At 65.8% G+C, this 16,719-nt stretch carries 19 protein-coding genes; 11 read left to right on the top strand and 8 right to left on the bottom strand.

Annotated elements, in window-relative coordinates; all coding sequences use genetic code 11:
* Window positions 1-10: 10 nt before the first annotated feature.
* From AC3WOB_RS25625 to AC3WOB_RS25600, 6 genes are all read left to right on the top strand, one after another.
* Window positions 11-661, top strand: coding sequence for an amino acid ABC transporter permease (locus AC3WOB_RS25625; RefSeq protein ID WP_492276561.1), 651 nt, complete (start codon window positions 11-13; stop codon window positions 659-661).
* Complete coding sequence (locus AC3WOB_RS25620; RefSeq protein WP_013395489.1) at window positions 648-1,388, top strand: amino acid ABC transporter ATP-binding protein; 741 nt, start codon at window positions 648-650, stop codon at window positions 1,386-1,388. Before AC3WOB_RS25625 ends, AC3WOB_RS25620 begins: the two co-directional genes overlap by 14 nt.
* Window positions 1,389-1,412: 24 nt before the next feature.
* The gene (locus tag AC3WOB_RS25615) at window positions 1,413-2,198 is read left to right on the top strand and encodes a transporter substrate-binding domain-containing protein (RefSeq protein ID WP_013395490.1); all 786 of its coding nucleotides are present in this window, start codon (window positions 1,413-1,415) and stop codon (window positions 2,196-2,198) included.
* Between the two features lie 23 nt (window positions 2,199-2,221).
* Entirely contained in the window at window positions 2,222-2,569 is a 348-nt protein-coding gene (locus AC3WOB_RS25610) for a RidA family protein (protein ID WP_013395491.1), read from the top strand.
* A gap of 66 nt (window positions 2,570-2,635) precedes the next feature.
* A complete protein-coding gene (locus tag AC3WOB_RS25605) occupies window positions 2,636-3,670 on the top strand; it encodes a M14 family metallopeptidase (RefSeq protein WP_492276560.1) in 1,035 nt (344 codons plus the stop codon).
* Between the two features lie 25 nt (window positions 3,671-3,695).
* Window positions 3,696-4,784, top strand: a complete 1,089-nt coding sequence (locus AC3WOB_RS25600; RefSeq protein ID WP_492276559.1) for a LacI family DNA-binding transcriptional regulator — start codon at window positions 3,696-3,698, stop codon at window positions 4,782-4,784.
* Between the two features lie 34 nt (window positions 4,785-4,818).
* Here the strand turns inward: AC3WOB_RS25600 and AC3WOB_RS25595 are convergent, their stop codons facing one another.
* The gene (locus AC3WOB_RS25595; protein WP_492276558.1) at window positions 4,819-5,637 is read right to left on the bottom strand and encodes a 2-keto-4-pentenoate hydratase; all 819 of its coding nucleotides are present in this window, start codon (window positions 5,635-5,637) and stop codon (window positions 4,819-4,821) included.
* Window positions 5,638-5,747: 110 nt separating this feature from the next.
* On the opposite strand from AC3WOB_RS25595, the gene AC3WOB_RS25590 reads away from it, so the two are divergent.
* The 3 genes from AC3WOB_RS25590 (at window position 5,748) to ycaC (ending at window position 8,172) form a co-directional block, all read left to right on the top strand.
* The gene (locus tag AC3WOB_RS25590) at window positions 5,748-6,695 is read left to right on the top strand and encodes a LysR substrate-binding domain-containing protein (RefSeq protein WP_013395495.1); all 948 of its coding nucleotides are present in this window, start codon (window positions 5,748-5,750) and stop codon (window positions 6,693-6,695) included.
* A gap of 114 nt (window positions 6,696-6,809) precedes the next feature.
* Window positions 6,810-7,487: a hydrolase gene (locus tag AC3WOB_RS25585; protein ID WP_013395496.1), complete on the top strand. Its 678-nt coding sequence runs from the start codon at window positions 6,810-6,812 to the stop codon at window positions 7,485-7,487.
* A gap of 58 nt (window positions 7,488-7,545) precedes the next feature.
* On the top strand, window positions 7,546-8,172 hold the full coding sequence (gene ycaC, locus AC3WOB_RS25580; RefSeq protein ID WP_492276557.1) for an isochorismate family cysteine hydrolase YcaC: 627 nt from the start codon (window positions 7,546-7,548) through the stop codon (window positions 8,170-8,172).
* Between the two features lie 79 nt (window positions 8,173-8,251).
* On the opposite strand, the gene AC3WOB_RS25575 is transcribed toward ycaC, so the two are convergent.
* Window positions 8,252-9,400, bottom strand: a complete 1,149-nt coding sequence (locus tag AC3WOB_RS25575; RefSeq protein WP_013395498.1) for a sterol desaturase family protein — start codon at window positions 9,398-9,400, stop codon at window positions 8,252-8,254.
* A 253-nt stretch (window positions 9,401-9,653) separates the two neighbouring features.
* On the opposite strand from AC3WOB_RS25575, the gene AC3WOB_RS25570 reads away from it, so the two are divergent.
* Both AC3WOB_RS25570 and AC3WOB_RS25565 read left to right on the top strand, forming a co-directional pair.
* A complete protein-coding gene (locus AC3WOB_RS25570) occupies window positions 9,654-9,878 on the top strand; it encodes an HP1242/YdcH family protein (protein WP_013395499.1) in 225 nt (74 codons plus the stop codon).
* A 178-nt stretch (window positions 9,879-10,056) separates the two neighbouring features.
* Window positions 10,057-10,659: a LysE/ArgO family amino acid transporter gene (locus AC3WOB_RS25565; protein WP_013395500.1), complete on the top strand. Its 603-nt coding sequence runs from the start codon at window positions 10,057-10,059 to the stop codon at window positions 10,657-10,659.
* A 27-nt stretch (window positions 10,660-10,686) separates the two neighbouring features.
* Here the strand turns inward: AC3WOB_RS25565 and AC3WOB_RS25560 are convergent, their stop codons facing one another.
* The 6 genes from AC3WOB_RS25560 to AC3WOB_RS25535 all read right to left on the bottom strand — a co-directional run bounded on the left by AC3WOB_RS25560 (window position 10,687) and on the right by AC3WOB_RS25535 (window position 16,668).
* Complete coding sequence (locus AC3WOB_RS25560) at window positions 10,687-11,004, bottom strand: hypothetical protein (RefSeq protein WP_013395501.1); 318 nt, start codon at window positions 11,002-11,004, stop codon at window positions 10,687-10,689.
* A gap of 99 nt (window positions 11,005-11,103) precedes the next feature.
* Window positions 11,104-11,718, bottom strand: coding sequence for a TetR/AcrR family transcriptional regulator (locus AC3WOB_RS25555; protein WP_162470900.1), 615 nt, complete (start codon window positions 11,716-11,718; stop codon window positions 11,104-11,106).
* 81 nt (window positions 11,719-11,799) lie between these two features.
* Window positions 11,800-13,239 (bottom strand): dihydrolipoyl dehydrogenase, encoded by a 1,440-nt coding sequence (gene lpdA / locus AC3WOB_RS25550; RefSeq protein WP_013395503.1) that lies wholly within the window; start codon window positions 13,237-13,239, stop codon window positions 11,800-11,802.
* 6 nt (window positions 13,240-13,245) lie between these two features.
* Window positions 13,246-13,971, bottom strand: a complete 726-nt coding sequence (locus AC3WOB_RS25545) for an ABC transporter ATP-binding protein (RefSeq protein ID WP_013395504.1) — start codon at window positions 13,969-13,971, stop codon at window positions 13,246-13,248.
* Complete coding sequence (locus AC3WOB_RS25540; protein ID WP_492276556.1) at window positions 13,964-15,778, bottom strand: branched-chain amino acid ABC transporter ATP-binding protein/permease; 1,815 nt, start codon at window positions 15,776-15,778, stop codon at window positions 13,964-13,966. The genes AC3WOB_RS25545 and AC3WOB_RS25540 overlap by 8 nt, the downstream gene beginning before the upstream one ends.
* Before the next feature lie 5 nt (window positions 15,779-15,783).
* Window positions 15,784-16,668, bottom strand: a complete 885-nt coding sequence (locus AC3WOB_RS25535; RefSeq protein WP_013395506.1) for a branched-chain amino acid ABC transporter permease — start codon at window positions 16,666-16,668, stop codon at window positions 15,784-15,786.
* Window positions 16,669-16,719 lie beyond the last annotated feature (51 nt).

Genomic DNA, 16,719 nt, shown 5'->3' with positions numbered 1-16,719 from the left:
AGCTGCAAGCATGCGTACGTTTACCCTGAGCGATTTCGCGTCCCTCATCAGCGCGCTGCAATGGACCGTGGCCCTGGTGCTGATCGCGCTGGCCATCGGCGCGCCGCTGGGCCTGGGGCTGGCGCTGTTGCGCGGCCACCGTTCGACGCCGTTGCGCTGGCTGGCCGCGGCCCTGCAGCAGCTGGTCCAGGGCGTGCCGCTATTGGGCCTGCTGATGTTCTTCTACTTCGGCATGCCGGTGTTCCTGGGCATCGAAGTGCCCGCGCTGACCGCCGTCAGCGTCGCCTTCATCATCTACACCGCGGCCTTCCTGGGCCAGATCTGGTACGGCGGCATCCAGGCCGTGAAGCACGAGCAGTGGGAAGCGGCCGCCTGCCTGGGCCTGTCCAAATGGCACCAGTTCCGCCACGTGATCGCGCCGCAGGCGTTCCGCCTGTCCTTGCCGCCCACCGTGGGCTTCCTGGTGCAGCTCATCAAGGGCACTTCGCTGGCCTCGGTGGTGGGCTTCGTCGAACTGGCGCGCGCCGGGCAGATCGCCAGCGCCGCCACCTTCCAGCCCCTGCTGGTCTATTCCTGCGTCGCGTTGCTGTACTTCGCGGCGTGCCTGCCCCTGACGATGTGGGCCCGTAACCTGGAGGGCCGCTTCCATGGCGCTCGTTGAAGTCTCCAATATCCACAAACGCTTCGGCGCCAACGCGGTGCTCAACGGCGTCTCGCTCGAGGTCAACGAAGGCGAGATCGTCACCATCATCGGCCGCTCCGGTTCGGGCAAGTCCACCCTGCTGCGCTGCCTGAACGCGCTGGAAACGGTGGACGACGGCGACATCCGCATCGGCGGCGAACAGATCCATGCCGGCATGCCCGGACTGCGCCAGTTCCGCCAGCGCGTGGGCATCGTGTTCCAGCAGTTCAATCTGTTCCCGCACCTGAACGTGGAACGCAACATCACGCTGGCGCCCACGCTCAACGGCAAGATCGCCAAGTCGCAGGGCCGCGCGCTGGCGCTGGACGTGCTGCGTCGCGTCGGCCTGGCCGAAAAGATCGACGCCTATCCGGCCCTGCTGTCGGGCGGCCAGCAACAGCGCGTGGCGATCGCCCGCTGCCTGGCCATGGCGCCGCAACTGATGCTGTTCGACGAAGTCACCTCGGCGCTGGACCCGGAGCTGGTGGGCGAGGTGCTGAAGGTCATGGAAGACATGGCGCGCCAGGGCATGACCATGGTGCTGGTGACGCATGAAATGGCCTTCGCCCGCAATGTCGCGTCCAAGGTGGTGTTCATGCACCAGGGCCGCGTCTGGGAACAAGGCCCGCCCGCCGAACTCTTCGCCAACCCCCAAACCCCCGAGCTGCGCCAGTTCATCGGCACGGCCGCGCCTTCCACTCACTGAAGCAACCGCCCCTGGAGTCATCGCATGAAACTGTACGCCAAGCTGGCCGCCGCCGCGGCTCTCTGTCTCTCCCTGGCCGCGCCCGCCTCGGCCGCCGACAAACTGCAGGACGTGCTGGGCGCGGGCAAGCTGCGCGTGGGCGTGCTGATGGATGCCGCGCCCTGGGGTTTCAAGGACGCCAAGGGCGAGGCCGCCGGCCTGGACATCGACCTGGCCAAACTGATGGCCGCCGACATGGGCGTGAAGCTGGAGCTGGTGCAGGTCACCGGCGCCAGCCGCATCCCCAGCCTGCTGGCCGGCAAGGTCGACGTGCTGATCGCAGCCGCCGGCGCCACCCCGGAGCGCGCCCAGCAGGTCATGTTCTCGCAGCCCTACGCCGCGGTGAACCTGGGCGTCTATGGCGGCGACGCCATGCCGCAGGCCAAGAGCGTCGACGAACTCAAGGGCCACAGCATCGCGGTCGCCAAGGGCTCCACGCTGGACATCTGGCTGACCGACAACGCGCCCGGCGCCAAGCTGGTGCGCTTCGAGGACACGCCGTCGGCGGTGGCCGCCTATCTGGCCGGCCAGTCGGAGTCGTTCGCCGAGAACAGCGCCATCGCGCTCAAGGTGACCGAAGACAATCCCGCCCGCGCACCCCAGCTCAAGTTCCTGATCCGCCAGTCGCCGGCCCACGCCGCCGTGCAGCAGGGCCAGCAGAACCTGCTGAACTGGATCAACACCTTCCTCTTCACCAACCGCCTGAACGGCAAGCTGCCGGCCCTGCAGCAGAAGTGGTTCAAGGAAGCCCAGACCCTGCCGCAGATGTAATCGGCCGAATCAAAAGGACTCGCATGATCAAACGCTACAAATCCGGCTCGCGCATGAGCCAGGCCGTCTCGTACAACGGCTTCGTGTTCATCGCCGGCCAGGTCGCCGACAACCGCCAGGGTTCGCTCGAATCGCAGACCCGCGAAGTGCTGGCCAAGATCGAGGCGCTGCTGGCCGAGGCCGGCAGCGACAAATCCCGCCTGCTGGCGGTGGACGTATTCCTGCCCGCCATCGGCGACTTCGACGCCATGAACCGCGTCTACGACGCCTGGATCGACCCCGCCAACCCGCCGGCCCGCGCCTGCGTCGAAGCGCGCCTGGCCGACCCCGACCTGCGGGTCGAGATGACCGCGGTCGCCGCGCTGCGCTAAGGCGCGTTGCCTAGGCCTTCCGATCCCTTTTTCGCGCCGCCTTGCGCGGCGCCGTTGTATCTCCCCATGCATACCGGCCTGTTTCACGAGATAGATTTCGACGCCGACGGCAAGGCGCTCAGCTTCCTGGGCACCCCCTATTCGGTCGACCGTTCGCCCTACTACCAGATCAAGACTCCCATCTGCCGCATCCGCAACGGCAGCGGCCCGCGCGTGCTGCTCATGGCCGGCAACCACGGCGACGAGTACGAAGGCGAGGTCGCCCTGGGCCGCCTGATCCGCCGCCTGGAACCCGCCCGCATGCGCGGCGAGGTCACGATCCTGCCGCTGGCCAACCTGCCCGCCGTCATGGCGGCGCGGCGGCGCTCGCCTCTGGACAACGGCAATCTGAACCGCGCCTTCCCCGGCGTGCCCGGCGGCACGCCGACCGAACGCCTGGCGCACTTCCTGGAACATGAACTGTTCCCGCGCCACGACGTGGTGTTCGACATCCATTCCGGCGGCACCTCGATGGCGCACCTGCCCACCGCCCTGATCGAGCGCCAGGACTCGCCCGAGCGCATGGCGCGCGCGCTGGACCTGATGGGTTCGCTGGGCATGGGCCACGCCTTCGTCGCCGCCAACGGCCGCGATGCGCCTACCTCCATGGCGGCAGCCGCGCGCGCGGGCGCCATCGGCATCAGCGGCGAATTCGGCGGCGGCGGCACGCTGACCCCGGCCACGCTGGCGGCCACCCAGCGCGCCATCGACAATCTGCTGCAGAAGCTGGGCGTGACCGACGCGCCGCTGCTCGGCCCGCACGCGCCCGGCGCGCCCGCCATGCAGCTGCTCGAACTGGACAGCCACGAGCAGAACATCTTCGCCACCCGCCGCGGCTGGTTCGAGCCGGCGGTCGACATCGGCGCCACGGTCCGCGCAGGCGATGTCGCGGGCTACTACCATGACCTCAACCAGCTGGATGCGGAAGAGGAAATCCTGCGCTTCCGTCAGTCGGGCATCGTCATTTCCCGGCGCTTGCATACCGACTGCGAATCCGGCGACAGCCTGATCCAGGTTGCGCGTCCGGTCGGCCAGGCTGATATCCTGACGGCTGCCGCCTGACCCCGGAACAATCAAAAGAAATCGCATGAGCCACCGGCCCGCGCCTCCTTCCGCCCCCACCTATGACGACGTGCTGCGCGTGCGTCCCGAGGGCGCCGCCGCGCCCGCGCGCGCCGCCGCCCCCGCCAAACCGCCGCGCATCGAGGAGGTGGCCAGGCTGGCGGGGGTGTCGCCCATCACCGTGTCGCGGGCCTTGCGCCAGCCCGAGAAAGTGGCGCAGGAAAAGCGCGACCGCATCCTGCAGGTAGTGGCGCAGACCGGCTATGCCTCCAACCCGCATGCGCGGGCCCTGCGCTCCGGGCAGTCCAGCGTGGTGGCGGCCTTCGTCTCCAACATCCTCAGTCAGCAGTTCGCGCTGGCGGTGCAGGGCTGCGCCGAAGTGCTGGAGCCGCAGGGCTACCAGCTCATGGTGGGACAGACCTCGTATTCCTACGCCAAGGAAACCAGCATGATTGCGTCGCTGCGCGCCCTGCGGCCCGCGGCGGTGCTGTTCACCGGCGTCATCGAACTCGAGGAAAACCGCCAGTCGCTGCGCGAGCTGGGCATCCCCATCATGGAGACCTGGGCCTATCCGCGCGATCCCATCGACATGCTGGTGGGCTTTTCCAACTATGACGGCGGGGTCATGGCCGCGCGCCATCTGGCCGCGCGCGGCTACCGGCGCGTTGCCTTCGTCGCCCGCCAGGGCGGCCGCGGCGACTTGCGCCGCCAGGGCTTCAACGCCGCCGCCACCGAGCTAGGCCTGCAAGTGGTGGCCGAACTGGCCGTGGACAACGCGCAGACCATCGCCGACGGACGCGCGGCCTTCACCCGCCTGCTCGCCATGGGCCAGGCCTTCGACGCCGTGTTCTGCGCCAATGACCTGCTGGCGGTGGGCGCCTTGTTCGAGGCGCGCGACCGTCAGCTCGCCATTCCGCGCGACGTCGCCATCCTGGGCTTCGGCGATACCGACCTCGCCAGCGAAATCGAACCGGGCCTGACCACCATAGGCGTGGACAGCCGCAAGCTCGGCGCGCGCGCCGGCGAACTGCTATTGCAGCGCCTGAATGGCGGCGCGCCCGCCGCGCGCCAGGAAGTGTTTCCGCTGACGCTCAACCAGCGCGCCAGCGCCTAGGCTCGCGGGCCGGCCGGCAACGGCCGGCGCAAGATCACTCGTCGAACACGATGCGCAAGCCCGGCAGGCCGATGCCGTCCAGCGCGGTGCTCCATGTTTCGCCCGGATGCACCGGCCAAGCCTTGGTCAGCGTGCCTGTCGTGACCAGTTCGCCCGCCTGGATCGCCTCGTCGGCCGGCCGTTCCGCCACCACCGCCAGCAGATGGGCCAGCGCCGCCAGCGGGCTGCCCAACACGTTGGCGCCAGTCCCGGTTTCGCGGTGGATGCCGTTGCAGGACAGGTCTATCCGGAAGTCCGCCAGCCGTTGGACCAGCCCCGGCCCGAGCTCGGCGGCCTCCACCAGCGGCCCGATGAACAGCGCGCCATGCAAGGCGTTGTCCGCCACCGTGTCGGCGGCCTGGAACTGCCAGGCCGGATAGTGCGACTGCACCAACTCGAAACCATGGGCGATCCAGTCCACGCACTCCAGTAGCGCGGCCGGATCCCGCGTCCGCGGCGGCGCGCTGTGGAAATGCAGCACGATCTCCGGCTCGATGCGCGGCTCGACATAGCGGCCCAGGCGGCAATGGACTTCGCCGGTGTCGTCGTAGATCGCGCTGTGCTCGTAGACCCGTCCCCATACCGGAAAGTCCACGCCCAGCGCCGCCCACATCGCGGCATTGGTGAACCCGATCTTGCGGCCGACGAGCAGCGCGCCTTCCGCCAGCCGCGCCTGATGGATCCGCGCCGCCACGTCGTAGGCGGCGTCCAAGTCGAAGCGCGGCCGCCTGGCCGTGGGCGGCGCGAGGTAAGCGGCATGATCCTGCGCCGCCTTGATTTCGCGCGCGAGCGCCGCGGGGTCGGAAGCTGGCATGGAGGCTCCTGAGGGTAGGCTCAAATGTAAAAGAAAAGCCGCCCGCGCAATACCGCAGCCGTTATATGCTCCCCTCTGATGTCCTATTTTCAGAACAGTTGGGGGAAGCAATGCACGACTTGAATGACCTTTATTACTTCGTCCAGGTCGTCAAGAACGGCGGCTTCGCGCCAGCGGGACGGGCGCTTGGCATACCCAAGTCCCGCCTCAGCCGGCGCATCGCGCTGCTGGAAGACCGGCTGGGCGTGCGGCTCATCCAGCGTTCCACGCGCAGCTTCGCCGTGACCGAATTGGGTCAGGAATATTACGAACAATGCCTGTCGATGCTGGCGGGCGCGGAAGCAGCCCAGGAAGTCATCGACCGCACCCGGGCCGAGCCGCAAGGCACGATACGCATGAGCGCCCCGCCCGCGCTGATCTACTACTTCCTGGGCGATCTGGTGGCCCGCTTCATGGTCCGCTGCCCCAAGGTCCACGTGTTCCTGAAGAGCTTCAGCCGGCCCGTGGACGTGCTGCGCGAGGGCTTCGACATCGCCGTGCGCGTGCGCTTCGGGCCCATCGAGAGCAGCGACCTCATCATGAAGCCCCTGGGCATGAGTTGCCAATGCCTGGTGGCCAGTCCAGCGCTGGCGCGCAGCATCGCGCTGCCCGCCGATCCCCACGCCCTGAGCGAATTGCCGACGCTGGCGCTGGGCACCGAACAGCGCGAATCCCATTGGCGGCTGGACGGGCCGGACGGCGCGCGCATCGTCGTGCCGTTCACGCCGCGCCTGGTGACGGACGACATGCTGGCCCTCAAACAGGCCGCCTTGCGCGGCGTGGGCGTGGTCGCCCTGCCCCTGCTGATGATCCGCGACGAACTGGACGCAGGCACCCTGGTGGACGTGGGCGCTCCCTGGCAGCCGGAGGCCGGCAGCGTGCACGCCATCTTCCCGTCGCGCCGCGGCCTGCTGCCCGGTGTGCGGGAACTGCTGGACTTCCTCAGTTCCGAATACCAGGAGGTGGCCAAGCGCGAACACGACACGCAGGTGCGCCACAAGCTGCCCACCTTGAAGTAGCTCCGGGGCTGGGCCAGCGTTCGACGAGTGGGACGCAGAAACCCATTTTCCCCGCCTACCCAGCGGCCCGCGTTGCTCCTAGCATGGTTAGCCCCACCTCACCTGGAGCACACCATGAGCGTCCCCGCCAACTTCAACGGCCAGCGGCCCGTCATCGATCCCAACGATGCCGCCATGCTGCTGATCGATCATCAGAGCGGTCTGTTCCAGACGGTTGCCGACATGCCGATGACCGAGCTGCGCTCGCTGGCCGGCGCGCTGGCCTCCATGGCCACCCTGGCAAAGCTGCCTGTCATCACCACCGCTTCCGTGCCGCAAGGCCCCAACGGCCCCCTGATCCCGGAAATCCACGAGAACGCCCCGCATGCGAAATATGTCGCGCGCAAAGGTGAAATCAATGCCTGGGACAATCCTGAATTCGTCGCGGCGGTCAAGGCGACCGGCCGCAAGACCCTGATCATCGCCGGCACCATTACCAGCGTATGCATGGCCTTTCCCGCCATCAGCGCGGTGGCCGAGGGCTACAAGGTCTTCGTGGTGGTCGACGCCTCGGGCACCTACAGCAAGATGGCCCAGGAAATCACCCTGGCGCGCGTGGTGCAGGCCGGCGTCGTGCCCATGGACACAGGCGCCGTCGCGGCCGAGCTGCAAAAGACCTGGAACCGCGAAGACGCCGCCAAGTGGGCCGAGGTCTATACCAAGATCTTCCCGCCCTATCAGTTGCTGATCGAAAGCTACAACCGGGCCCAGGAAGTCATCAAGAAGGGCGAGCAGCTCGACTCCCAGCGTTGAGCCGGCCCTGAAGTCCCCCGCGCGCCGCAAGGCGCGCAATTCCCTCATGGAGTATGCAATGACCAAGCCCTATGTGAAACTCGACAAGACCCAGGCCGCGGTGCTGCTGGTCGACCACCAGGTGGGCCTGCTGTCCCTGGTCCGGGACTTCCAGCCCGACCAGTTCAAGAACAACGTCCTGGCGCTGGCCGACCTGGCCGAATATTTCAAGCTGCCTACCATCCTGACCACCAGCTTCGAAGACGGCCCCAACGGCCCGCTGGTGCAGGAACTGAAAGACAAATTCCCCAAGGCGCCCTATATCGCCCGTCCGGGCAACATCAACGCCTGGGACAACGAAGACTTCGTCAAGGCCGTCAAGGCCACCGGCAAGAAGCAGTTGATCATCGCTGGCGTGGTCACCGAAGTCTGCGTGGCGTTCCCGGCGCTGTCGGCCCTGGAGGAAGGCTTTGACGTGTTCGTCGTGACCGACGCGTCCGGCACCTTCAATGAAGTGACCCGCAACGCCGCCTGGAGCCGCATGGAACAGGCCGGCGCGCAATTGCTGAGCTGGTTCGGCGTGGCGTGCGAACTGCACCGCGACTGGCGCAACGACATCGAAGGCCTGGGGACGCTGTTCTCCAACCACATCCCCGACTACCGCAACCTGATGGCCGCCTACTCCACTGTCAAGAGCAGCAGGTAATGTCCCGGCCGGCCGCGCCCAGGCGCTGAGCCGGCTGGCGGCATCTTCCGCGGCGGCGCGCATCGGGCGCGCCGCCGTTTCATTTCTTGCGGGCGAACGGGTAGGCCTGCTGTGCCAGGAAGGTGCCCGGCATGTCGTTGTCCAGGATGCCGTAGTTCTCGGGCAGGCGCTTGCTCACGCCGCGCACCGCCGTGCCGAACGCGTAATCGATGAACGAGAAGTGCGCGGCATAGTTCCGGTCGATCGCCTCGGTGTCCGAGGAGTGGTGCCAGTGGTGAGAGTCCGGCGTCACGATGATGTAACGCAGCCAGCCCCAGGGCAGCCTCACATTGGAATGGATCAGCACCGCCTGGAAGCCGACGATGATGATGTAGGCGTCCAGCACCGGCTTGGAAAAGCCCAGCGCGAACAGCACGCCCAGCACCGCGACCCGCGTGATCAGCAATTCGACGATGTGCAGGCGCGAACCGGCCAGCCAGTCCAGCGTGCGGGTACTGTGGTGCACCGCGTGGATGCGCCACAGGAACGGCACTTCGTGATACGCGCGGTGCGCCGCGTACTGCACCAGATCCGCCACCAGCACGGCCAGGAACAACTCCGCCAGATAAGGCAGCGACACGATCGCCTGCTGCAGGGGCTCGTAGGCCGCCCAGGAAAACAGCCGGTGCACGAAGAAGTTGATGCATAGCAGCACTGCCCCCACCGACAGGTGGTTGAACAGAAAGTGCTTCATGTCCACCTGCCATTCGCCGCGGAACACCGGCTGGCCCGGGTACAGCGGGAACAATTTCTCGAAAATGATGAACACGGTGCTGGAAGCCAAGAGGTCCAGGATGAACCAGTCCAGCCCCAGATAGGGATGGTTGCCGGTATTGGACGAGGTCACCACCACATTGCTGCCGCCCGCGGCCACCGCCCCGCACACCAGCACGAAGGCCGCGATGTTCAGCCAGCGCTGACGGCCCAGCACGGTATTGGCCAGCGCGATCGTGCCCGACACCAGCAGCGCCCCGAACAGCAGGCCGCGCATCACGTCCACGTTGTAGAAGCTGCGCAGCTCCGGCGTGGTCAGGTAAGCGGGAAAGTGGAACGCCAGGACCCCCAGCACCGCCAGGATGGCCAGGAACAGCGCAATCACGCCGCTCATCATGCCCGTTCCCGGGTGGATTCTCCCGTCCTGCTTGAAAAGATCAAAGACCTGGCGAAGGATGGACGCGCGCTGATTCATTTCAAATTTATGGCAGACCACGGGGAAGCGAGTGTATCGCCGGGGACGGATCTGCATGTAAGCAAAGGTGATCAGCCGCGACAGAATCAGTGCCGGCCGGGCTTGCGCGGCATCAATCCGCCGGCTGGCCGCGGCCGCCCGGGCGGTTGACAACGGCGCGGGCTTGGCGTGTCATGGAATCGAAAGCTTTATGGATCATCAGGTTCCCCGGTTTCCCGCAGTGCCCATCAACCGGTTCTTTAAAGAGGCCCCTATGTTCCCTGAATACCGCCACCTCATTACCCAACTGAAATCCGAAAACGCGCATTTCTCAGCGCTGTTCCAGCGTCACAATGACTTGGACCAGGAAATCAAGAACATGGAGGCCGGCATCCAGCCGGCGTCGGGCAACGAGGTCGAAGTGCTGAAGAAGGAGAAACTGCACCTGAAGGACAAGCTGTACGGCATCCTGCGCGCTGCCGACCAGGGCGGCAGCTGAGTTCACCGCACCGCTACGGGCGGCATCGGACTACTCCGGTCCCGTGCCGCCATCGCCGGCCCCTTCCGACCGGCGGAATGCGCCGCGAAAATTAGCAGAACTGAATAAGGATTAGGATAATTAGTTTTCCTAATCTTTTGGCAAAGGCTAGTCTGTCGCCCTTCCCTGAAGGGTATCGATGACCACCGCCTACATTCCCGGATTCCTGCTCGGCCTGAGCCTCATCATGGCGATCGGCGCGCAGAACGCGTTCGTCCTGCGCCAAGGACTGCGCCAGGAACATGTCTTTGCCGTCTGCCTGGCCTGTGCCCTGTCGGACGCCATCCTGATCAGCGCCGGCGTGGCCGGTTTCGGCCTGGCGGTCGGCGCCCTGCCCTGGCTGGAACCCGCCCTGCGCTATGGCGGCGCCCTGTTCCTGTTTGCCTATGCCGCGCGCAGCCTGAGGTCGGCGTTGCGCGCCCGCCATGACAACCTGACGCCGTCCTCCACCCAGACGGCGGGACGCGCAGCCGCGCTGGCGACCTGCCTGGCCCTGACCTGGCTCAATCCCCACGTATACCTGGACACGGTGGTCCTGCTGGGATCGGTGTCCAGCCAGTACGACGGCCACAAGACCGCCTTCGCGCTGGGCGCGATTTCGGCCTCGTTCGCTTTCTTCTTTGCCCTGGGCTATGGCGCGCGCCTGCTGCGGCCCATCTTCGCCAATCCCGACGCGTGGCGGGTCCTGGACGGCTGCGTCGCCGCGGCCATGTTCGCCATCGGGCTGAAGCTGGTGCTCTGACCGCCCGGCCAGCAGTTCCTGTCCGGTTTACCGGCTCTTGCCTGACCCGGCCGACGCGTTCACGTAGTCCTTGACCGTGCGGTCCTTGTTGAAGATCACCGTCAAGGTCTGCTGGTTGTCCATCGCGCCGTAGGCGCTGTTGTCGAAATAGAACCAGGTGGCCGTGGTCAGTCCATCCCGGTTGACGCTCTGGGAGCGGGGCGGGCCGTAGTCCCGGACCATCTCGTCGTAGGTCGTGACATTGAGCTTGATGGCCGCTACTTTCGATTCGCTCAGCAGGTCGCCGGAACTGGTGCTGGCGCAGCCCGTCACGATGGCAGCCACGAAAAGCAAGGATGTTCTCATTCTGTTTTCCCCGGTCTGGCGGGCCGCAAGCTGCGGCCGGCGTGTTGGCGCTAGCTTCATAGACCGCGATTAGAACGTAAATTTTCCTCGGCGGCGCGGCTATTCCACCTGCATCTTGCCGATGTCGGGCGCAAACCCCTCCGGAGGCTTGCTGGCGATGGAACGGCACAGCAGTTCGGACATGCCTTTGGCCAGCTGTTTATTGTTCCATTCCCCCGCGTCCGAATACCACTTCGGCACCCAATTCACGGCACCAAAAATGGAAAAGATGGCTAGCTTCGGATCGCACTGGATAATGCTGCCGTCCTCCATGCCCTCGCGCACGAAGGCGCGCAGCTTGGCTTCGAAGCGGTCGCGCTGCTTGACGATCTCGGCGCGGTCGTCCGGTTCGAGCGCATGCTCTTCTGTAATGATGACGCAGCGGCTCATTTCGCTGAGCGTCACCTCCAGGTACTCGCGCAACGCGAGCTGCAGCTTTTCCAGGCCGGTGCCGCCATGGCGTTCGGCCGCCTCGATGGCCTCGAACCCCACTCGCAACGCCTCGGCGAACGCCTCATACAGCAGGGCATGCTTGTTCGGGAAATAGTGATAGAGCGCGGCCTTGGTCACGCCCAGGCTGGTCGCGATATCTCCCAGCGAAGTAGCGTGGAACCCTTTCTGATTGAAGGCGGCAATCGCCTGGCGCAGCAGCGCTTCGCGCTTCAATTGGTGCATCGCCTTGTGCGTCGGCACCGAATTATTCCATGTTGCCACTGATCAAACCCTCCCGGTGAATTGCGTGGACCGGCCGCATACTTAACTTTTTTTCCCAGAGAGGAACAACTCGGTGAGCGTCCCCTCATAGGCCTCGGCGGCAAACGCCAGCGTCTCCGACAAGGTCGGGTGCGGGTGTATGGTAAGCGCGATGTCACCGGGCTCCGCGCCCATCTCGATGGCCAGCGCCGCTTCAGAGATCAGATCGCCCGCCTGCGGCCCCACCATGCCCACCCCCAGCAAGGCGCGAGTCCGTGGCTCGACCAGGATCTTGGTCAGTCCCTCTCCGCGTCCCAGGCTCAGCGCGCGGCCGCTGGCCGCCCAGGGGAAGCTGGCCGACTCGAACGCCACGCCGTCCCGGCGCGCGGCGGTCTCGGTCAAGCCCACCCACGCCACTTCCGGATCCGTGTAGGCGACTGCCGGAATTACCTTGGCATCGTTGCCTGCCTTCTTGCCCGCCGCTATCTCGGCCGCCACCTTGCCCTCGTAGGCCGCCTTGTGCGCCAGCATCGGTTCACCGACGACATCGCCTATGGCCAGAATATGCGGGACATTGGTGCGCTGGCGTTCATCCACCGCAATGAAACCGCGTTCGTCCACGAGGACTCCGGCGCGGTCTGCTCCGATCCGGGCCCCGTTGGGCCGGCGGCCAGCCGCGACCAAGACGGCATCATACACCTGGGGTCCGACGCCATGCGGCCCGCTGAACACGACGTGCACCCCGTCCTCCCGCGCGCTGGCCGAGACCACCCGCGTGCCAGTCAGAATGGCCTCGTATCGGCTGGCCACCCGCTGCTCCAGGGGCTTCACCAGATCGCGGTCGCATCCCGGCAGGAGGCCGTCGGTCAGTTCCACCACCGTCACCCTCGTGCCAAGCGCCGCGTACACCGTGGCAAGTTCCATGCCGATGATGCCGCCACCCACCACGAGCAGGCGCTGGGGCACACTCTCAAGCGCCAGGGCATCACTGGAATCCATGATGCGAGGATCGTCCGGCAAGCCCGCCAAGCGCACGGGATGCGAGCCCACGGCAATGATGGCCTGTTTGAAGCGCACGGTTTGGCCGCCGGCGACCTCCAGGGTGTTGGACCCAGTGAACTGCCCCAGGCCATGCACCACGCGAACCTTGCGCCGTTTTGCCAGCCCCGCCAGTCCGCCGTTCAGTTTGGCGACCAACGCCTCCTTCCACCGCCGCAACTTGTCGAGGCGAATGCGCGGCTCGCCAAACTCGATGCCCAGCTCGTGCAGGCCTCGCGTCTCTTCCAGAGCGCGGGCTGCGTGCAGCAGCGCCTTGGAAGGGATGCAACCCACGTTCAGGCATACGCCTCCGAGGGCCGGCCGTTCCTCGACCAGCGTCACCGCCAGCCCCAGATCGGCGGCGCGGAAGGCCGCCGTATAACCGCCCGGCCCGCCGCCCAGTACCAGCAGTTCGGTATCGATGTTTTCGCCCACGGGCGGCCTGTCCTTGTTTTCGGTCTGCATGTCTGCCTATTCCGTTCTGCCTGCGCCCAGATAGGCGCTGGACAGCGCCGCCCCCGCGCCGCCCGTCAGCACTTCGCGTGTGCCCTCGAAGACCGTCGTACCGTGCTTGAGCACGTAGCCGAAATCGGCCACTCTGAGCGCCAGGCTGGCCATCTGCTCGCTGAGCAAAACCATACGGCCGCCCTGCGCGCAATACTGTTTGATGAAGTCGAATATCTGCGCGACGACGATGGGCGCCAGCCCCAGGGACGGCTCGTCCAGCAGCACGCAGCGCGGCTCATGCAACGTGGCCATCGACAGGATCAGCATCTGCTGCTGGCCGCCGCTCAGGGTCCCCGCCTTCGCTGCCCGGCGTTGCGCCAAAACCGGAAAATTGCCGTACACCTGTTCCAGCGCTGTCTTGAAATTGCCTCTGGGTTTGCGAAAGTGCCAAGCCGTAATAAGGTTTTCCTCTACCGTGTGTTGATGGAAGATGCGCCGTCCCTCCATGGCGTGCGCCAGCCCCCGCCGCGCGCGCTCGTGCGGAGGCAGGCGAGATATGTCCTCGCCATCCAGCAGAATCTGTCCGCCCTTGATCGGCGTCACTCCTGATATCGCTCGCATCAGCGACGATTTGCCGGCGCCGTTCGCGCCTATCAGAGCCGTGATGCCGTCAGGACGCGCCGTCAGGCTGACACCACGCACGGCATCGATCGCGCCGTAACTTACTTGCAGATTGCGGACTTCAAGCATGGGCCGGCTCCTCGACGCCAAGATAGGCCTGGATCACGGCCCGGTCGGCGCGCATGCCGTCCATGTCACCCCGGTAGATTTCCTCGCCGGCTTCGAACACCACCACTTCGTCGACCAGTTCGGCCAGGAAATCCATGTGGTGATCAATGATCATGATGGCCACGCCATGATCGCGCGCCAGGCGAACCAGCCTGACCAGGTGTTCGGACTCCACTTCGGACAGGCCGGCGGCGGGTTCGTCCAGCAGCAACAGCTCCGGATCGCTCGCCAGGGCGCGGGCAACCTCGGCCAGGCGCTGTATGCCGTAGGGCAATTCGCTCATGATGGCGTCCGCGTGCCCGGCCAACCCGGCCGCCTGCATCAAGGCTTCGACCTGGCGCAGCAGGGCGCCCTCCTCGCGCCTCGCACCGGGCGTATTGAAAGCTGCGGCAAGGGCGCCGTGCCGATAGCGGCGATGGGCCCCCATCAGGATGTTCTCGCGCACTGTAAAGCTGGGCACGTTGCGCGGATCCTGGAAGGTTCGGGTGATGCCAGCCTGCGCCACCCTGTGGGAGGGCCAGCCGGCGATGTCCTGGCCTTTGTAAAGAATGCGCCCCGAAGTCGGCGCATAGATGCCGCTGATGACGTTGACCAGCGTGCTCTTGCCCGAGCCATTGGGGCCGACCAGCGCGGTGATGCTGCCGGCGCTGAGCTCGAGCGACACTCCTGCCAGCGCGCGCAGGCCGGAAAACTCCATGACCACGCCCTCGACACGCACCAACGCTTGTCCTCCACCAATGCCTGCCGCGGGCTGCCGCCGCGACATTGGCGGCTCGGCCGCGCTGCCCGCTGCGGGGCGCAATTGGTCGAACTTGCTGTAGCGTGTCTGCGTGCGCAGCAAGCCAGCCAGGCCCTTGGGCAACAAGGAGAAGATGAACACCAGAATCAAGCCATAGACGATGTACTGATAGTCATTGAAAGCCTGCAGCTTCTGCGGCAGGTAGGTGAACAGCACCGCCCCGTATACCTGTCCCGCGAGCGAACCCAGGCCGCCCACGATGGACATCACCAGGATCTCGATGGACCGCATCAGGCCGAAGCTCTCCGGCGTCAGATAGCCGATCATGTGCGCATAGAAACCCCCTGCCAGGCCCGCGAGCCCGCCGCTGACGGCATAGGCGGCACGTTTGACGGCGGCCTGGGATATGCCCAGTGAACCGGCGGCGATTTCGCTGACGTGCACGGCGTAGAACGCCCTGCCGAAATGGCTTTTGACGAAGTTGCGCAACATCAGCATGACGACCAGCAACACCACCAGCAGAATGCGGAAGTACGCAACGGTGTCGATGCTCCAACCGAAGATCTGCAAGGTTCCTATCTGCGACGACGGAATGCCGCGCATGCCCATCACCCCTCCCGTCACGCCGCGCAACTCGCGCGCCAGTTCATAGACGATCAGGCCGAAGCCCAGCGACATCATCGCCAGATAGAACTCGCGCACTCGGCCCGCAGGGCCCGCCAGTAGCAAGCCGATCGCCGCAGCGCCAAAGGTGGCCAGTACCAGCGCCACGGGGAACGGCACCCCCCAGGATTTCATCGCGATGGCGCTGGCATAGGCGCCGATGGCGAAGAATCCGGCGTGGCCCAGCGAAATCTGCCCGCTGATGCCGGTCAGCAGATTGATGCCCTGTGCGAGCAGGATATTGATGATGACGAAGCTCCACATCTGGACCGTGCCGGTGGCGACATGGCCGGCGCCCACCGCCAGCGCCACGGCCAGCGCACCAAGCGTCCAGGAGTTCGACAGGATTTTTCCTAGCTGTTTCATCGTCCTCACACCTTCACCGTTTCGCGCTTGCCAAACAGGCCCTGCGGCCGGATCGTCAACACGCCTATCAAGAGCACGAAGGCCACGACCTCGGCCGCAGCGGGCGAGACATAGCCGCCCACCAGCTTTTCCAGGATGCCCAGGATCAACCCGCCCACCAGCGAGCCGAACGCACTGCCCATGCCGCCCATGACGGCCGCAACGAACGCCAGGATCAACAGATGCAGGCCGAAGTTCGGATCCACCGTGCCCGATACCTGCGACACCAGAATGCCGGCGATGCCCGCCAGCACGCCGCTCACGAGGAAGGAGAAGACGACCACGCGGTAGACCGGTATGCCCATCAGCGACGCCAGGTCGCGGTCATGGGCGACCGCGCGCACGCCGTAGCCCCAGATGGAATGGCGCAGGAACAGTTCCATCAGGCCGACGATCATCACACTGATGACGAAAACGGCGATGTATTGCAGGGAGATATAGGCGCCCATGAACTCCACCGTATCCGTGCTGCTGAAGAGCACGTCCGGAAACGCCACGGCCTGGGTGCCGAACAGCCAGCTCGCCACTCCTTGCAGGAATATGCCTATTCCAAGCGTGGATACCACCCATCCCATGCTGCCGGCGACGCGCCGCGTAGGCCGCACGCCGACGACCTCGACCACCCACAGGATGAAGGCCGTTGCCAGCAACGACACGCCCACGGCCAGGAACACGTTGACGCCGGCGCCGACCATGACGGCCGTCAGCATCGCGCCGGCCATCAGAACCGAACCCTGTCCGAAATTGAGCACGCGCGTGGTCCAGAACGTCAGGTTCAGGCCCAGACCGATCAGCGCATAGGCAGCGCCGACGCTCAGTCCCGACACGATCATTTGGATAAAGAAATCCATATCACCCTCATCCATGCAGGCGGGCGACCGTCCGGCGTCACCGCGCCGGAC

It is taken from the genome of Achromobacter sp. FW305-C-30-7 (assembly GCF_058783105.1).
This window is presented reverse-complemented; position numbering and strand designations above follow the sequence as displayed.